Below are 15,308 nucleotides of genomic sequence, written 5' to 3' on the forward strand. Positions count from 1 at the left end.
TTCTGAGGGAAAATCCGGTGGCGACGGGCGCCACCACCGGAAATGAGATAATACTAGTGAAGAATTTTAGCCAAAAACTCTTTGGCGCGATCTGATTTTGGATTGGCAAAGAAATCTTCTTTCTTGCTGTCCTCAACAATTTTGCCTTCATCCATAAAGATAACCCGATTGGCTACTTTACGGGCAAAACCCATCTCGTGGGTAACAACCATCATGGTCATACCTTCATCCGCCAGCTTAACCATGACGTCGAGCACTTCATTGATCATTTCAGGGTCGAGTGCGGAAGTGGGTTCGTCGAATAGCATGGCAATAGGGTCCATACAAAGTGCACGGGCGATTGCCACGCGTTGTTGCTGACCTCCAGAAAGTTGTGACGGGAATTTGTTAGCTTGACTGGCAAGCCCGACACGTTTAAGTAGTTTCAGCCCTTTTTCTTCCGCCGCTTTTTTATCACGGTTAAGCACTTTAACTTGAGCCAGAGTAAGATTCTCAATGATGGAGAGGTGTGGGAACAGCTCAAAGTGCTGGAACACCATGCCGACTTTTGAACGTAACTGCGCCAGATTGGTGTTTTTGTCATTGACTTTAATGTCATTAACCAGAATTTCACCCTGTTGGATGGATTCCAGACCATTGACCGTCTTTATCAGGGTGGATTTACCGGAGCCAGATGGGCCACAGACCACAACGACTTCACCTTTTTTAACTTCAGTTGAGCAGTTAGCAAGCACCTGAAATTGGCCATACCATTTGGATACATTTTTCAGGGAGATCATCAAACAGTCCTTTTCTTCAAATAGTTAACCAGCATAGATGCGGCAAAACTAATAATAAAATAAATAAAACCAGCAAACAGGATCATTTCAACCTGAGTGCCATCACGCTCACCGATATTCGCTGCGGTACGGAAAAAGTCCGCCAGACTGAGTACATACACCAGTGAGGTGTCTTGAAACAGCACGATACCCTGTGTCAGTAACAGCGGGGTCATCGCACGGAATGCCTGAGGCAGAATCACCATTCTCATGCTTTGCATTGACGTCATCCCCAATGCCAGTGCTGCCGAAGATTGCCCGCGGGAAATACTCTGAATGCCTGCACGGATAATTTCTGAATAGTAAGCCGCTTCGAAAAATGCAAACGCGACCATGGCTGAAATTAAACGAATATCCGTTTTGGGTGAAATACCGAGAACATCCTGCAATAGGCTAGGCACAATCAGATAGAACCATAACAGTACCATAACCAATGGCACAGAACGGAACAGATTGACATATAAAGTTGCAAACCAGCTCAGGGCTTTTACAGAAGAGAGGCGCATGACGGCCAGTGCCGTTCCCCAGAGGATACCGATAACAACAGCAATAATGGTGATTTTTGCTGTAATGACTAAGCCTTGCAACAGAAAAGGGATACTGGGGATAATAGAACTCCAGTCAAACTCGTACATTTATCGACCTCCAATATTACCCGGTAAACGCACTTTCTTCTCAAGCAAGTGCATGGCAAGCATAATCGCCAGATTGATTCCGACATAGGCCAGTGTGATCGCAGTAAATGATTCATAAGCATGTGCTGAATAGTCGAGTAATTTACCTGCCTGTGCCGCCATATCCACGAGGCCAATAGTGGAGGCGATAGCGGAATTTTTTACCAGATTCATCATTTCTGATGTCATGGGTGGAATGATGACCCGGTAAGCATTTGGCAGCAGGACGTAGCGATAGGTTTGTGGCAGGGTTAATCCCATTGCCAACCCCGCTGCTTTCTGACCGCGTGGTAATGATTGTATGGCGGCCCGAACCTGCTCACATACACGAGCAGCGGTGAAAAGACCTAAACAGATAGTGGAAGAAATGAAAAACTGGATGTTAGGATCCAGTTCAATTTTAAACCATATACTGATTTTTTCCGGCAACAGCTCAGGCATAACCAGATACCAGGTGAAAAACTGAACAATCAGTGGTACGTTACGAAAAAGCTCAACATAACAGGTACCTATCCCAGACAATATTTTATTGGGAACAGTACGTAGGATGCCGAAGAGCGAACCGACAACGAAGGCGATAATCCAGGCGCAGATAGACAAGGCAATTGTGACTTGAAATCCGGCTATCAACCAGCCGAGATAAGTGGTATTGCCGAAAGGGGCAGCTTGCAAAAAGATGTCCCAGTTCCAATTGATTGACATAATAATACTCCCTGCAAGGGTATGGCTTGATCCCTTGAAAACACTTGATTGGCCGGGAAAAAAAAGCGAGGTAGGGAACGACCACCTCGCACCCAGTAGTGCCAATCAAATTGTCATTTTTTTAATTATATTTTTAGTTAAGTGCCTTATCATTCGGCGATTTAAATAGTGCTTTCATTTCATCAGACAAAGAAAAGTTCAAGTTCAGATTCTTGGGAGGAATCGGGTGTTTGAACCAGCGATCAAATGATTTCTCTGCCACGCCGGAGGCTTGTGCCTGAATAATGGTTTCATCGATCAGTTTTTTAAACTCAAGATCGTCTTTGCGTAATATACAACCGTGAGCTTCTTTAGATTGAGCTTTACCCACGATCTCCCATTGGTTAGGTTTTTTCGCTTTTGCGCGTTCACCAGCTAATAGAGCATCATCCATCATAAAGGCTATTGCGCGGCCGGATTCTAAAGTACGGAATGCGTCACCATGATCTTTTGCGCTGATGATGCGCATTTTCATGTTTTTCTCATCGTTGAGTTTATTCAGCAATATTTCAGAAGTCGTACCGGAGGTGACAACGACGTTTTTACCAACCAAATCTGGGAAATCTTTTACGCCGGAATCTTTTTTAGTCAGCAAACGAGTATTAACAACAAAGATGCTGTTAGAGAAAGTGGCTTGTTTCTGGCGCTCAAGGTTATTGCTGGTGGAACCGCATTCGAAATCATAAGTCCCATTTTGAAGTAGAGGGATACGATTTTGAGAGGTCACGGGTATCAATTTTATTTGCAGATTTGGCATGCCCAGTTTCTTCTTCACGGCTTCAACAATCAGATTGGAATAATCCTGTGAGTAGCCGACGACTTTTTGTTGATTATCGTAGTAAGAAAAAGGCACGGAGGATTCACGGTGTCCCACAATGATCACGCCATCATCTTTTATCTTTTTCAGTGTCCCTGTTAATTCTTCGGCTTGAGCAGCACCTGCCGCGCCAAGTAACATCATGGTTAATACTAGGTTACGCATTCGCATATACAACTCCTTTGATGTGGTTATCGTTTGCGATGTTATGTTTGCAAAAGTCTCTCTGTGATTTGTTTTTAATCAAGGATCATTTGCTGTTATATGTATATATAGTGTTAAAAAATAGTACAAAATGGTTAGGGAATGAAAATGAATTATTTCCATTTCGGGAGCTGTCTCGCACTATAAATGAACAATCCTACTTATTTTGCACAATCAAGGTGTGTGATTATCACTTTTTTAGTGCACTTTCCCGTTTTCATTAGTGAAACAGGTATTTCCCTTTTCATTCATAGAGATAAGGGCAATTAACGTGCCAAAGTAATAAGGAGGGCTAAAATTAATGCCAATAAATCATTTAATCAGGTTATTTGTGTAACATCAGTCATTGAGGATTGGCATGGTTAACTATCAGTGACGGTTGTTTGGCGTTATCACAGAATAACCATGCCAGGTTGTATCAGGAGGGATCAATGGTGGGATTGGGCAAAGTATATTTCATACCAATTGCCAGACGATTCCAGAGATTGATAAGGCCAATTAATAACGTCAAATCGACAATCTCTTTTTCATCGAATTCAGCCAATAATGGGGTGTAATGTTCGTCATTCGCCTCAGTTTCGGCAATCCGGGATAAAACATCTGTCCAGCCTAAAGCGGCACGTTCCCGTGATGTAAAAATAGTGGCTTCTTTCCAGGCGCTCAGGAGATAGAGTTTTTGCTCGTTGCTTCCTGCTTTACGGGCAGCTTTGGAATGCATATTAAGGCAAAAGGCACAGCCATTGATTTGGGAGGCTCTTACCTTGACGAGTTCGATAAGCTCTTTACCGAGGGTTGATTTGTAAGTTAATTCATCGACCTTGGCTACTGCGCTATAAAGTTCTGGTGAAACTTCCGCTGGCCGCGGACGGTTTGCTTGCATAACTTGTTACTCCTGTGCTTTTTCTATCAATTGAATGAAAAAATGGATTGAAAGTTAATTTGTTTTTGCATGATATAAGGGAGCCATTCAATTTCGCTCCCTTTTATTTGTATGGGTATTTGAATCAATATTGCCGACGGTTATAGATCAGTGCAAATAGGGTAAACAATATCGTGGTTCCCCATACGGGCCAGTTACCCCAGCGTGCATACGGTGTCATCCCGGTTGTGGGGGTCACCTTAGCTTCTAAAACATTGCGGGTAAATTGTGGGAGTGCTGCCTGCACTTTCCCATCCGGACCAATAATTGCTGTAATACCGTTATTTGTACCACGCAACAATGGGCGCCCTAATTCGAGGGAACGCATACGTGCCATTTGTAAATGCTGCCAGGGGCCGATTGAACGACCAAACCAGGCATCATTGGAAACAGTCAGCAAGAATTCGGTATCTGGTTTGAAATTAGCACGAACTTGCTCACCAAGTATAATTTCATAACAAATGGCGGCGGTCAGATTATATCCGGCAACAGAAAGTTGTGGTTGAGTGTAGTTACCACGGCTGAATGAAGACATTGGCAAATTGAAGAATGGCGCCAGAGGCCGGAGCAGAGACTCCAGAGGAACAAACTCACCGAACGGCACCAGATGATATTTATCGTAGCGGGTAGCCGCGGGATATTGATAAGGTATTTTATCACCCAGAACAATTAAACTGTTATAGGTCTTATAGCTGCTGTCAACTGCTCTTTCATCAACAATACCGGTAATAAGGCTGGTGTGCTGATTGCGTAATAGCATATCCAATTTTGCCAGAAAATTACGTTGGTAACTTTCCAGTGAAGGGATTGCAGATTCCGGCCAGATGATTATCGGTATTTTGCCGATGTACGGCAGGCTGTTACCCATATAGATGTCCAGAGTTTCACTGAGCATTTTTGGGTCCCATTTCAGGGATTGTGGGATATTCCCTTGAACCAGTGCCACATTGACGGCTTTTTCAGGCAGTAGGTTGTACCACTGATAATGGCGCATTGGCCACGGTAATAGCAGAATGGCGGTAGCGATGATACCAGCGACAATTTTTCGGTGCGTGACAGCCAGAACTAATAACCCGCTGACAGCCATTAACAGGAAAGTGATGGCTTCAACACCTAAGATAGGTGCGATGGCTTCCATCGGGCCATCTAATTGGCTGTAGCCGAACTGTAACCAGGGAAAACCAGTCAAAACCCAGCCACGCAAGAATTCGGTGAGTTGCCATAATGCAGGTGCTGCCACTGCGAGTCTCAACCAGTTCGTTTTTGCGAAAAAACGGTTGAGTAAGCCAGCAAATAAAGCAGGATAGAGTGAAAGATAGGCAGCAAGTAAAATGACCAGCAGAATATTAACAGCGGTTGGCATGCCACCAAAATTGGCAATACTGACATATACCCAGTTTATACCCGTGCCAAACAGGCCAATTCCCCAGAAAAAAGCAATAAATGCTGCTTGCCGGACTGTTCTGTTTAAAGTCAGCAGTTGCAGCCCAAATAAGGAGATAATGGCGGCGGGCCAGAAGCCAAAAGGTGAAAAAGCCAGTGTTCCACTGGCTCCGAAAGATAGTGCCAGCAAAGCACGAAGTCGCTGGCAATTTAATAATGAGACTTTGTTCATCCCGATCCTATTCTTCTTCGAGGTTAGGCATTGGCGCATCGTCCGGTATCGTAACATGAACCTGAATGATTCTCCGGCTATCGGACATCGCAACTTTAAAGAGATAACCGTTGATATCAACAGATTCCCCTCTGGCTGGTAAGTGACCGAATGCCTGCATAACCAGACCACCAATAGTATCCACTTCCTCGTCGCTGAATTGGGTACCAAAGGCTTCATTAAAGTCTTCAATCTGAGTGAGCGCTCGCACCGTATAGGTATGACGGCTCAGAGCCCGAATATCGACATCTTCTTCTTCATCGTATTCGTCTTCAATTTCACCGACGATCAGTTCAAGAATATCTTCGATAGTGACCAGACCCGATACACCACCAAATTCATCAATGACGATTGCCATATGATAACGCAGAGAACGGAACTCTTTTAGCATGCGGTCAACCCGCTTACTTTCAGGTACAACGACAGCCTGACGCAGAACTTTATCTATGCTGAATGGTGGGGCATCGGTGCGCATAAATGGCAACAAGTCTTTTGCCATTAAAATCCCTTCAATGTGATCTTTGTCTTCACTGATCACAGGGAAACGTGAATGAGCCGAATCGATAATCACATCCAGACATTCGTCCAGGGTTTGATTACGTTTTAAGGTAACGATTTGGGAACGGGGGATCATGATATCGCGGACACGTTGATCAGAAATATCCATTACCCCTTCGAGCATATCGCGGGTATCAGGATCAATCAGATCGTTTTGTTCAGAGTCACGGATCAGTTCCACCAGTTCATCACGGCTTTTTGGCTCACCGTGAAAGAGCTGGTTAAGAAGAAGAGTAAAAAAACCTTTCTTAGGGCCAGGGTTATCGTTACTTGAAGAATGGTCGTCGCTCATGGCGTTTTAATGAAAATTTCCCATTAAATAAGTTGTTGTCGGTATTTTTTAGCATAAAAATGGTGAGAGTGGTTACTCTTTTTCTGCAAGATAGGGATCAGCATAACCTAGCTTTTGCATAATTTCTGTTTCCAGAGATTCCATTTCTTCTGCTTCATCATCTTCGATATGGTCATAGCCCAGCAGATGCAGGCAGCCGTGCACAACCATATGTGCCCAATGCTCTTCTACGGTTTTTTGTTGCTCCTCCGCTTCTTTTTCAACGACCTGACGACAGATAATTAGATCGCCAAGCAGGGGTAAATCAACCTCTGGTGGTGCTTCAAATGGAAAAGATAACACATTTGTTGGCTTATCTTTACCGCGATAAGTCAGATTTAAGTCTTGGCTTTCTGCCTCATCAACAATGCGGATTGTTACTTCACTTTCAGATTGAAATTGGGGTAAAACCCCATCCAGCCATTGCTGGAACAGGGTTTCTTCAGGAAGACTTTGTGAGCTCTCACAGGCAATTTGTAAATCAAGTATGACTGAACTCATTGTGCTTCCTGTTTGCGTTGTTCACTGAGTGTCTGCTTACGTTTTTGCTCCGTTGCTTCCCACTCTTCATAAGCGATGACCACTTTGGCAACAACCGGGTGACGGACAACATCATCACTGTGGAAAAAGTTAAAACTCAATTCACTGACCCCTGACAGAACCTCAATCGCGTGGTGCAGGCCGGATTTCTGTCCACGAGGCAGGTCAATCTGTGTAACGTCGCCTGTGACAACCGCTTTGGAGTTGAAGCCGATACGGGTCAGGAACATCTTCATCTGCTCTATGGTTGTGTTCTGGCTCTCATCCAGAATAATAAACGCGTCATTAAGAGTTCGTCCACGCATATAAGCTAATGGGGCAACTTCAATAACGTTTCGTTCGATCAGCTTCTCAACTTTTTCAAAACCCAGCATTTCAAACAAGGCGTCGTAGAGCGGGCGCAAATATGGATCAACTTTCTGGCTCAGGTCGCCAGGCAGGAAACCCAGCTTTTCGCCCGCCTCTACTGCCGGGCGGGTTAGCAGGATACGGCGAATTTCCTGACGTTCTAGCGCATCAACGGCAGCGGCAACAGCTAAATAAGTTTTTCCTGTGCCGGCAGGGCCAACTCCGAACGTAATATCATGGCTAAGAATATTGGTAATATACTGTGCCTGATTAGGTGTGCGTGGTTTCACCATGCCACGTTTGGTTCGAATATTAACGGATTTGCCGTACTCAGGTATGCTTTCGGCAGTTTGTTCCAGAACCCGGCTCTCGGTAATCGCCAGATGAATTTGCTCTGGTTTGATATCAGGGATAACACCACGGACAGAGGCCGTTTGCACATATAAATGGCGTAGGATATTGGTGGCAGCACTAACGCTTAACGGTTTGCCCATCAATTTAAAACGGTTGTCACGACGGCTGATTTCAATGCCCAGCCGGCGCTCAAGCTGCTTCAAATTGTCATCAAACGGGCCGCATAGGCTCATCAGGCGTTGATTGTCGGCCGGTTCGAGGAAAATTTCCTGGGTTGCGACTTGTGAATGAGTTTGTTGAATCACTAATTATCTCTATATTTAAGGCTGATAACTGCCGACCCCGATCTCATCTTCTTTGCGGGTACGGGCTATAACGGACTCAGGTGATTCGTGTATACGAAGATCCATCTGATCTTCTGTACCGATGACTTTACCGCGCAGTGAGTTGGCGTAGACATCAACAATTTCAACATCAACGAATTTACCAATCATGTCAGGTTGGCCTTCAAAGTTGACGACTCGATTGTTTTCAGTACGGCCGGAAAGTTCCATCACATTTTTACGGGAAGTTCCTTCAACCAGAATACGTTGTACACTACCCAACATAGCACGGCTGTAGCCCATAGCTTGTTGATTGATGCGTTGTTGCAGTAGATAAAGACGCTGTTTTTTCTCTTCTTCGCTGACATCATCAGGCAGATCCGCTGCTGGCGTTCCCGGACGGGCAGAATAGATGAAGCTGTAGCTCATATCGAAATTGACATCAGCGATCAGTTTCATTGTTTTCTCAAAGTCATCTTGGGTTTCACCGGGGAAGCCGATGATAAAGTCAGAGCTTATTAGGATCTCTGGCCGTGCTTTACGCAGTTTGCGGATAATACTTTTATATTCAAGGGCCGTGTGTGCACGTTTCATCAGAGTCAGAATACGATCAGAACCACTTTGTACCGGCAAATGCAGGAAGCTAACCAATTCTGGTGTATCTTCATAAACAGCAATAATATCGTCTGTAAATTCAATTGGGTGGCTGGTGGTAAAACGAATACGATCAATACCATCTATAGCTGCGACCAAACGGATTAACTCAGCGAAAGAGCAGATATCGCCATCATAAGTTGCACCACGATAAGCATTCACGTTCTGCCCTAGAAGATTAACTTCACGTACACCCTGTGCGGCAAGCTGAGCGATTTCAAACAAAACATCATCACTCGGGCGGCTGACTTCTTCACCACGGGTATAAGGTACGACACAGAAAGTACAGTATTTGTTGCAACCCTCCATAATAGAAACGAATGCAGATGGACCTTCAGCACGTGGTTCAGGCAGACGGTCAAATTTCTCAATTTCCGGGAAGCTGATATCAACAACCGGACTGCGGGTGCCTTTCACCTGGTTGATCATTTCAGGTAAACGGTGCAGTGTCTGTGGCCCAAAAATAATATCTACACACTGGGCGCGCTGACGGATGAAATCGCCTTCCTGAGAAGCTACGCAGCCACCGACGCCAATAATGATATCTGGGTTGGTGTCTTTCAAATTTTTCCAGCGGCCTAATTGATGGAAAACTTTTTCTTGTGCTTTTTCACGGATTGAACAGGTATTCAATAGTAAAATGTCTGCTTCTTCGGCGACATCGGTTAACTGATAACCGTGAGTACTTTCGAGCAGGTCGGCCATTTTAGATGAATCATATTCATTCATCTGACAGCCCCAAGTTTTAATATACAGTTTTTTTATCGTCGACATTTTCTTGTGCGTCCGGGCTTTCTACAGTGCTTAAGGAGATTATTGCACTGCAAAAGCAGTTGTGTATTAGGCATAAAGTTGCCGGATATTGTAGTCATTTGAGGGAGCAGTGACCAGACTGTTAAACAGGATATTCTCTACCGAAGGATTAAAAATCCGGTACACTGTGCCAATCAATGAGTTAATAGCATGACTGATATGAATAATTCACAACAGATTTTTGATGTAGTGGTGGTCGGTGCTGGCATGATTGGTGCTGCAATAGCATTGGGGCTGGCGCAGGAAGGCTGGACAGTTGCTTTGTTGGATCATCAGCCACCACAATCTTATGATGCACAGAGTTGCCCAGATGTGCGCGTATCGGCAATCAGTTGTGCTTCTGTAGATTTGCTCAAACAACTTGGTGCATGGGATGCGGTATTACAGATGCGCAGTGCGCCGTATCGTAAATTGGAGACCTGGGAGCAGAATGATTCCAATTTGGTGTTTGATGCACACAGTCTGGGTCTGCCTGAACTGGGCTATATGGTTGAAAACCGTATTTTGCAGCTGGCGCTGTGGCGGCAGTTTGAAAAATATCCCAATTTGACTTTGCTGTGTCCGGCGGAACTGCAATCAATGCAGCGGCAGAAAGCGGGCTGGTTGGTCACTCTGGATAATGGCATTGAAATTAATACCCGTCTGATTGTTGGGGCTGATGGTGCTCGTTCTCAGGTTCGGCAAATGGCTGGGATTGGCAGCCATGGCTGGCAGTACAGACAGTCTTGTATGTTGATTACAGTAAAAACAGAGCAGCCACAGCAGGATATTACCTGGCAGCAGTTTTTTCCTTCTGGCCCAAGAGCATTCCTTCCGCTATTTGATCAATGGGCTTCGTTGGTGTGGTATGACAAACCGGCACGTATACGGCAGTTACAGGCAATGCCAATGGCTCAACTTGAGCAGGAGATTTTTCAGGCCTTTCCTGTGCGGTTAGGTCAAGTGACTCCTGTTGCCGCCGGCTCATTTCCTTTGGCTCGTCATCACGCTAACAGTTATGTGCGTGAAGGATTAGTCTTGTTGGGTGATGCGGCTCATACCATTAATCCGCTGGCAGGGCAGGGGGTAAATCTTGGTTATCGGGATGTGGATACGTTGCTTAATGTTTTGGTGAAGGCCAGAGAATTAATAGAAAAATGGGATTCACTGGAAGTGCTTATGCGTTATCAGCGTTACAGAATGCCGGATAACTTGATGATGCAGGTTGGAATGGATCTGTTTTACACCGTGTTCAGTAATGAGTTACCGGGGCTGAAAGTTGCACGTAATCTGGCATTGATGGCAGCCCAACGAGCTGGAGTAATGAAAAAAGCGGCGCTTAAGTATGCGTTGGGATTGTAACTTATAGATCAGCAGATCATAAACACGTCGTAAATCTATTTATGGTGTAGACATTTTACTCTTTTTTTATATATTTCCATGTATAAGCAAGGGGAGTGTAGGGGACTTGGAAAGCAAAAACCTGCTCGAAAGCAGGTTTTCAGAATTTGGCTGGGGTACCAGGATTTGAACCTGGGAATGCCGGAATCAGAATCCGGTGCCTTACCGCTTGGCGATACCCCAAGAAAATGGTGGCTACGACGGGAATCGAACCTGTGACCCCAGCATTATGAGTGCTGTGCTCTAACCAGCTGAGCTACGTAGCCATTTTATTTACGACGCAAGAGATTTTATCGCAAAATAACAGTGGAGGACATTCAGCTAATGGCTGGGGTACCAGGATTCGAACCTGGGTATGCCAGGATCAAAACCTGGTGCCTTACCGCTTGGCGATACCCCAACTGAAAGTAGTCACTGCTCAACGTGTTGCGTCATCAAAATGGTGGCTGGGGTACCAGGATTCGAACCTGGGTATGCCAGGATCAAAACCTGGTGCCTTACCGCTTGGCGATACCCCATCTACATGATGACAACTTGATGAAAGAAATGGTGCGGGAGGCGAGACTTGAACTCGCACACCTTGCGGCGCCAGAACCTAAATCTGGTGCGTCTACCAATTTCGCCACTCCCGCAAAGATGGTAGCTACGACGGGAATCGAACCTGTGACCCCAGCATTATGAGTGCTGTGCTCTAACCAGCTGAGCTACGTAGCCATCTTTTTGCATTACCTTCATCGGCGTTGCGGGGCGCATTATGCGTATATCAGCTAAATGCGTCAACTGCTTTTTTATTGAAATTTGCTTAAGGTCGCTTGTTTGTTTGGCTTATAAGCATTTTGATGACAAAACCAACAAAAATGAATATTACCCTTCGAGTAAGTGTTGTAACAATACCCCATTAAGCATAGCACGTTTAGTCAGAGCGAAGGCGCCAATAGCGGAACAGTGAACTAATTCAGACACAACGATTGGCAGGTCTTCACGAAATTCTTTTAAAACCTGAGTATTGATACAACTTTGAATAGCGGGTAAGAGCACTTGTTGAGCTTCAGTAATTTCCCCCGCCAGAACAACTTTCTGTGGGTTAAATAAATTGATGGCGATAGAGATGGCCCTACCAAGATAATGGCCGACATTTTTTATAACCTCAGATGCTAATGGATCATGCTGATTTGCGGCCTGACAGATGGCTCTGATATTGCAGTTATTCAATGTTAGTTGACTTGGAAAACCTTGTTTTAATTGATGCTGAACCCGCGCTTCAATTGCTGAATTAGAGGCAATAGTTTCCAGACAACCAAAATTGCCGCAATGACAACGTTCACCGAGGGGATCAATTTGAATATGGCCAATTTCACCTAAGTTCCCTCTATTATTGAGGAATATCTGGCTGTTTATAATCACCCCAGCACCGGCACCTCGATGGATACGTACCAATATCGAGTCTTCACAATCACGGGTGGCGCCAAAATAGCGTTCAGCCAGCGCTAAACTACGGATATCATGACCAACGAAACAGGTCATATTGAAATGTTTTTTCAGGTTATCGACCAGAGTCCAGTTAGTCACTTTAATATGAGGCATATAACGGACAATGCCGGTATTTGGATCAACCAATCCGGGCAGGATAACTGAAATGGCGATTAATTCACGGATCCTACGCTGATTTTGTTGAATAAAGTTTTCTATTGCGCTGATAAGCAAGTTTTCGACTTTTTGCTGGGTGGATTCAGGCAGTGGATAATGCTCTTCAACCAATGCCTTGCCACTCATGTCATAAAGAGCGAGAGTGGCATCATGGCGGCCAAGGCGGACACCGATAGTATGGAAATGACGATTTTCTGTAACGATTGAAATTGCGCGGCGACCTCCGGTAGAGGCTTGTTGATCGACTTCTTTAATCAGGCCGCGTTCAAGTAACTGACGAGTAATTTTAGTCACGCTGGCGGGTGCAAGTTGACTTTGCTCTGCAATTTGAATCCGGGATATTGGCCCTTGTTGATCAATTAACCGGTATACCACAGCGCCGTTAAGTTGCTTTACAAGGTCAATATTACCAATTTGCTTTTGTGTGCTGCTATAACTCATCGGTTATTTTGTTCCTCAAAGGTCAGTTTCTTTTCCGTTAACAATGGTCTTGCAGATTTTAAAGTCGTGACTGAGAACGGTGAGGTTAGCAATTTTACCGGCTTCAATAGTGCCGAGATATTGATCAACACCAATCGCGCGGGCTGGGTAGAGTGCTGCCATCCTCAGTGTTTCATCCAGAGCAATACCAACGTGTTCAACGCTATTTTTAACGGCGTCTATCATAGTGATAGAAGAGCCGCTTAAAGTGCCGTTTTCATCGACACACAATCCATCTCGATAGTATATGGTTTTACCGGCAAAGGTGAAATGCTCCATTTTATTGATAGAAGTATCCATCCCGGCGGGAAGTATGGCATCTGTTACCAGAATCAACTTATCTTTTTTCAGACGTTTCGCATGACGAATGTTTGGCCATGAAACATGAAAACCATCGGAAATAATACCCGCGTAAACTTCTGGTGTATCAAAGATAGCGCCAATCAAACCAGGCTGGCGACCAGAAATGTATGGCATCGCATTATAGAGATGGGTTGAGAGGGTTATGCCATTCTGAAATCCCTGCCGGGCTTCTTCATAACTGGCATTGGAGTGACCGGCAGAAACCACAATCCCTGATTCAATCAACTGGTGAATGTATTTCTGTTCCACCATTTCCGGCGCGAGAGTCAGCTTGATGATGACATCAGCGTTATCGCACAGGAAATTTATCATTTCAGGTGTAGGCTTGCGGATACATTCTGGATTATGAGTGCCTTTCTTTACCGGATTGAGGTAAGGCCCTTCCAGATGCAGGCCCAAAGCTTGAAATTTATTATGCTTCAGATAAGTACGCATCACCTCAACAGAGGCTATCATCAATTCATCTGTACTGGTGATCAGGGTCGGTAAATAGCTGGTACAGCCTGAGCGTTCATTGGCTTTTTGCATAATATCCAGCGTTTTTTCTGAAATATCTTCCAGCCGTTCATTAAATTGAACACCACCACAACCGTTAACTTGCAGGTCGATAAAGCCGGGGGAAAGAATTGCACCATTCAGATCACGTTTTTCAATCTGTTCGGGTAACTCTTGTGTTGGGCAAACTCGTTTAATTAAGCCGCCAGCAATGATAACAGCATGATTATCCAGTCTGTCATGACCAGTATATATAATGCAGTTGGTTAAAGCATACATCTTAGCCTCCTATGGGGTCTGGAGATGATGATTGAGAATAATGACGATAATCAGTCTGAGATAAGCTCAGACTGTCTGGATTCTTATTTTTTGCTGGCAAATATGTCGATAATGTCTGCTTCCAGTTGATGGAAGTACTTAACTGTTTTTACTTTCAATTCCATTGTTGCTGGTTCGTCACAGACAATGATGGATTTCGGGTGCATTTGCAGGCAGCTTACTGTCCACATATGGTTGATATTACCTTCAATAGCGGCCTGGATGGCCTGGGCTTTATTCAGACCGGTAGCCAGGATCATAACTTCTTCTGCATCCATCAAAGTGCCTACACCTACAGTCAAGGCGTATTTGGGCACCTGATTAATATCATTATCGAAGAAGCGGGAGTTGGCAGTACGGGTTTCTACAGTCAGCGTCTTTATGCGGGTACGGGAAGTCAGGGATGATGCTGGTTCATTGAACGCAATATGGCCGTCATTACCCACTCCACCCATAAACAGATGAATCTGACCATAAGACTTAATTTTGTCTTCATAACGTTGGCATTCTGCATCAATATCAGCAGTATTACCATTGAGTAGATTGATATTTTCCCTTTGTATATCAATATGATCAAAGAAGTTGTGGTGCATAAAACTATGGTAACTTTGTGGATGATTTTCGGGGATACCGACATATTCATCCATATTGAATGTAACGACATGTTTAAAACTGATTTTCCCTGCTTTGTACAGAGCAATCAATTCCTTGTAAGTTGCCAGTGGAGTGCTGCCAGTTGGCATCCCCAAAACAAAAGGGCGCTCAGTGGTTGGATTAAATGCATTGATTTTACTAACGATATAGTGTGCAGACCATTTACCGACATCACTTGCATTTGTTAGGGGGATCAGTCTCATAATTACCTCTTAAAACAAGA

At 44.6% G+C, this 15,308-nt stretch carries 14 protein-coding genes and 6 tRNA genes; 1 reads left to right on the forward strand and 19 read right to left on the reverse strand.

The features are described from left to right. Positions 1-53: 53 nt before the first annotated feature. The 10 genes from C5470_RS13195 to miaB form a co-directional block, all read right to left on the reverse strand. Positions 54-779: an amino acid ABC transporter ATP-binding protein gene (locus tag C5470_RS13195; RefSeq protein WP_166289768.1), complete on the reverse strand. Its 726-nt coding sequence runs from the start codon at positions 777-779 to the stop codon at positions 54-56. Next, a complete protein-coding gene (gene gltK / locus C5470_RS13200) occupies positions 779-1,453 on the reverse strand; it encodes a glutamate/aspartate ABC transporter permease GltK (protein ID WP_036850481.1) in 675 nt (224 codons plus the stop codon). The genes C5470_RS13195 and gltK overlap by 1 nt, the downstream gene beginning before the upstream one ends. Beyond that, positions 1,454-2,194: an amino acid ABC transporter permease gene (locus tag C5470_RS13205; RefSeq protein ID WP_036850483.1), complete on the reverse strand. Its 741-nt coding sequence runs from the start codon at positions 2,192-2,194 to the stop codon at positions 1,454-1,456. A gap of 133 nt (positions 2,195-2,327) precedes the next feature. Then, a complete protein-coding gene (locus C5470_RS13210) occupies positions 2,328-3,221 on the reverse strand; it encodes a glutamate/aspartate ABC transporter substrate-binding protein (protein WP_166289771.1) in 894 nt (297 codons plus the stop codon). A 451-nt stretch (positions 3,222-3,672) separates the two neighbouring features. Beyond that, positions 3,673-4,134 (reverse strand): carboxymuconolactone decarboxylase family protein, encoded by a 462-nt coding sequence (locus C5470_RS13215; protein WP_166289774.1) that lies wholly within the window; start codon positions 4,132-4,134, stop codon positions 3,673-3,675. Between the two features lie 124 nt (positions 4,135-4,258). After that, the gene (gene lnt / locus C5470_RS13220) at positions 4,259-5,788 is read right to left on the reverse strand and encodes an apolipoprotein N-acyltransferase (RefSeq protein WP_166289777.1); all 1,530 of its coding nucleotides are present in this window, start codon (positions 5,786-5,788) and stop codon (positions 4,259-4,261) included. A gap of 7 nt (positions 5,789-5,795) precedes the next feature. After that, entirely contained in the window at positions 5,796-6,677 is an 882-nt protein-coding gene (gene corC, locus C5470_RS13225; protein WP_166289780.1) for a CNNM family magnesium/cobalt transport protein CorC, read from the reverse strand. Positions 6,678-6,749: 72 nt separating this feature from the next. Next, positions 6,750-7,217, reverse strand: coding sequence for an rRNA maturation RNase YbeY (gene ybeY, locus C5470_RS13230; protein ID WP_036850498.1), 468 nt, complete (start codon positions 7,215-7,217; stop codon positions 6,750-6,752). Next, positions 7,214-8,191, reverse strand: a complete 978-nt coding sequence (locus C5470_RS13235) for a PhoH family protein (RefSeq protein WP_152964173.1) — start codon at positions 8,189-8,191, stop codon at positions 7,214-7,216. The genes ybeY and C5470_RS13235 overlap by 4 nt, the downstream gene beginning before the upstream one ends. An 87-nt stretch (positions 8,192-8,278) precedes the next feature. Further along, complete coding sequence (miaB, locus tag C5470_RS13240) at positions 8,279-9,709, reverse strand: tRNA (N6-isopentenyl adenosine(37)-C2)-methylthiotransferase MiaB (RefSeq protein WP_166289783.1); 1,431 nt, start codon at positions 9,707-9,709, stop codon at positions 8,279-8,281. Between the two features lie 189 nt (positions 9,710-9,898). Between miaB and ubiF the strand changes: the two genes are divergently transcribed. Next, positions 9,899-11,089, forward strand: a complete 1,191-nt coding sequence (gene ubiF / locus C5470_RS13245) for a 3-demethoxyubiquinol 3-hydroxylase (RefSeq protein WP_036850503.1) — start codon at positions 9,899-9,901, stop codon at positions 11,087-11,089. Between the two features lie 147 nt (positions 11,090-11,236). Here the strand turns inward: ubiF and C5470_RS13250 are convergent. The 9 genes from C5470_RS13250 to nagB form a co-directional block, all read right to left on the reverse strand. Further along, positions 11,237-11,311: transfer RNA gene (locus C5470_RS13250), tRNA-Gln, on the reverse strand. Positions 11,312-11,317: 6 nt separating this feature from the next. After that, positions 11,318-11,394, reverse strand: a tRNA-Met gene (locus tag C5470_RS13255). Between the two features lie 59 nt (positions 11,395-11,453). Further along, a tRNA-Gln gene (locus tag C5470_RS13260) sits at positions 11,454-11,528 on the reverse strand. Between the two features lie 43 nt (positions 11,529-11,571). Then, a tRNA-Gln gene (locus C5470_RS13265) sits at positions 11,572-11,646 on the reverse strand. Between the two features lie 29 nt (positions 11,647-11,675). After that, a tRNA-Leu gene (locus tag C5470_RS13270) sits at positions 11,676-11,760 on the reverse strand. Positions 11,761-11,765: 5 nt separating this feature from the next. Continuing rightward, positions 11,766-11,842, reverse strand: a tRNA-Met gene (locus C5470_RS13275). Positions 11,843-11,992: 150 nt separating this feature from the next. Beyond that, the gene (gene nagC, locus C5470_RS13280; RefSeq protein ID WP_036850506.1) at positions 11,993-13,216 is read right to left on the reverse strand and encodes a DNA-binding transcriptional regulator NagC; all 1,224 of its coding nucleotides are present in this window, start codon (positions 13,214-13,216) and stop codon (positions 11,993-11,995) included. 15 nt (positions 13,217-13,231) lie between these two features. After that, a complete protein-coding gene (gene nagA, locus C5470_RS13285; RefSeq protein ID WP_166289786.1) occupies positions 13,232-14,392 on the reverse strand; it encodes an N-acetylglucosamine-6-phosphate deacetylase in 1,161 nt (386 codons plus the stop codon). Between the two features lie 83 nt (positions 14,393-14,475). Further along, positions 14,476-15,288: a glucosamine-6-phosphate deaminase gene (gene nagB, locus C5470_RS13290; protein ID WP_036850511.1), complete on the reverse strand. Its 813-nt coding sequence runs from the start codon at positions 15,286-15,288 to the stop codon at positions 14,476-14,478. Positions 15,289-15,308 lie beyond the last annotated feature (20 nt).

The organism is Photorhabdus stackebrandtii (assembly GCF_011189495.1).
Classification (GTDB): domain Bacteria; phylum Pseudomonadota; class Gammaproteobacteria; order Enterobacterales; family Enterobacteriaceae; genus Photorhabdus; species Photorhabdus khanii.

What these genes read in the sequence shown, in the direction of transcription:
- C5470_RS13195 (WP_166289768.1), bottom strand. Translation starts at nt 779, where the DNA reads ATGATCTCCCTGAAAAATGTATCCAAATGGTATGGCCAATTTCAGGTG.
- gltK (WP_036850481.1), bottom strand. Translation starts at nt 1,453, where the DNA reads ATGTACGAGTTTGACTGGAGTTCTATTATCCCCAGTATCCCTTTTCTG.
- C5470_RS13205 (WP_036850483.1), bottom strand. Translation starts at nt 2,194, where the DNA reads ATGTCAATCAATTGGAACTGGGACATCTTTTTGCAAGCTGCCCCTTTC.
- C5470_RS13210 (WP_166289771.1), bottom strand. Translation starts at nt 3,221, where the DNA reads ATGCGAATGCGTAACCTAGTATTAACCATGATGTTACTTGGCGCGGCA.
- C5470_RS13215 (WP_166289774.1), bottom strand. Translation starts at nt 4,134, where the DNA reads ATGCAAGCAAACCGTCCGCGGCCAGCGGAAGTTTCACCAGAACTTTAT.
- lnt (WP_166289777.1), bottom strand. Translation starts at nt 5,788, where the DNA reads ATGAACAAAGTCTCATTATTAAATTGCCAGCGACTTCGTGCTTTGCTG.
- corC (WP_166289780.1), bottom strand. Translation starts at nt 6,677, where the DNA reads ATGAGCGACGACCATTCTTCAAGTAACGATAACCCTGGCCCTAAGAAA.
- ybeY (WP_036850498.1), bottom strand. Translation starts at nt 7,217, where the DNA reads ATGAGTTCAGTCATACTTGATTTACAAATTGCCTGTGAGAGCTCACAA.
- C5470_RS13235 (WP_152964173.1), bottom strand. Translation starts at nt 8,191, where the DNA reads ATGAGCCTATGCGGCCCGTTTGATGACAATTTGAAGCAGCTTGAGCGC.
- miaB (WP_166289783.1), bottom strand. Translation starts at nt 9,709, where the DNA reads ATGTCGACGATAAAAAAACTGTATATTAAAACTTGGGGCTGTCAGATG.
- ubiF (WP_036850503.1), top strand. Translation starts at nt 9,899, where the DNA reads ATGACTGATATGAATAATTCACAACAGATTTTTGATGTAGTGGTGGTC.
- nagC (WP_036850506.1), bottom strand. Translation starts at nt 13,216, where the DNA reads ATGAGTTATAGCAGCACACAAAAGCAAATTGGTAATATTGACCTTGTA.
- nagA (WP_166289786.1), bottom strand. Translation starts at nt 14,392, where the DNA reads ATGTATGCTTTAACCAACTGCATTATATATACTGGTCATGACAGACTG.
- nagB (WP_036850511.1), bottom strand. Translation starts at nt 15,288, where the DNA reads ATGAGACTGATCCCCCTAACAAATGCAAGTGATGTCGGTAAATGGTCT.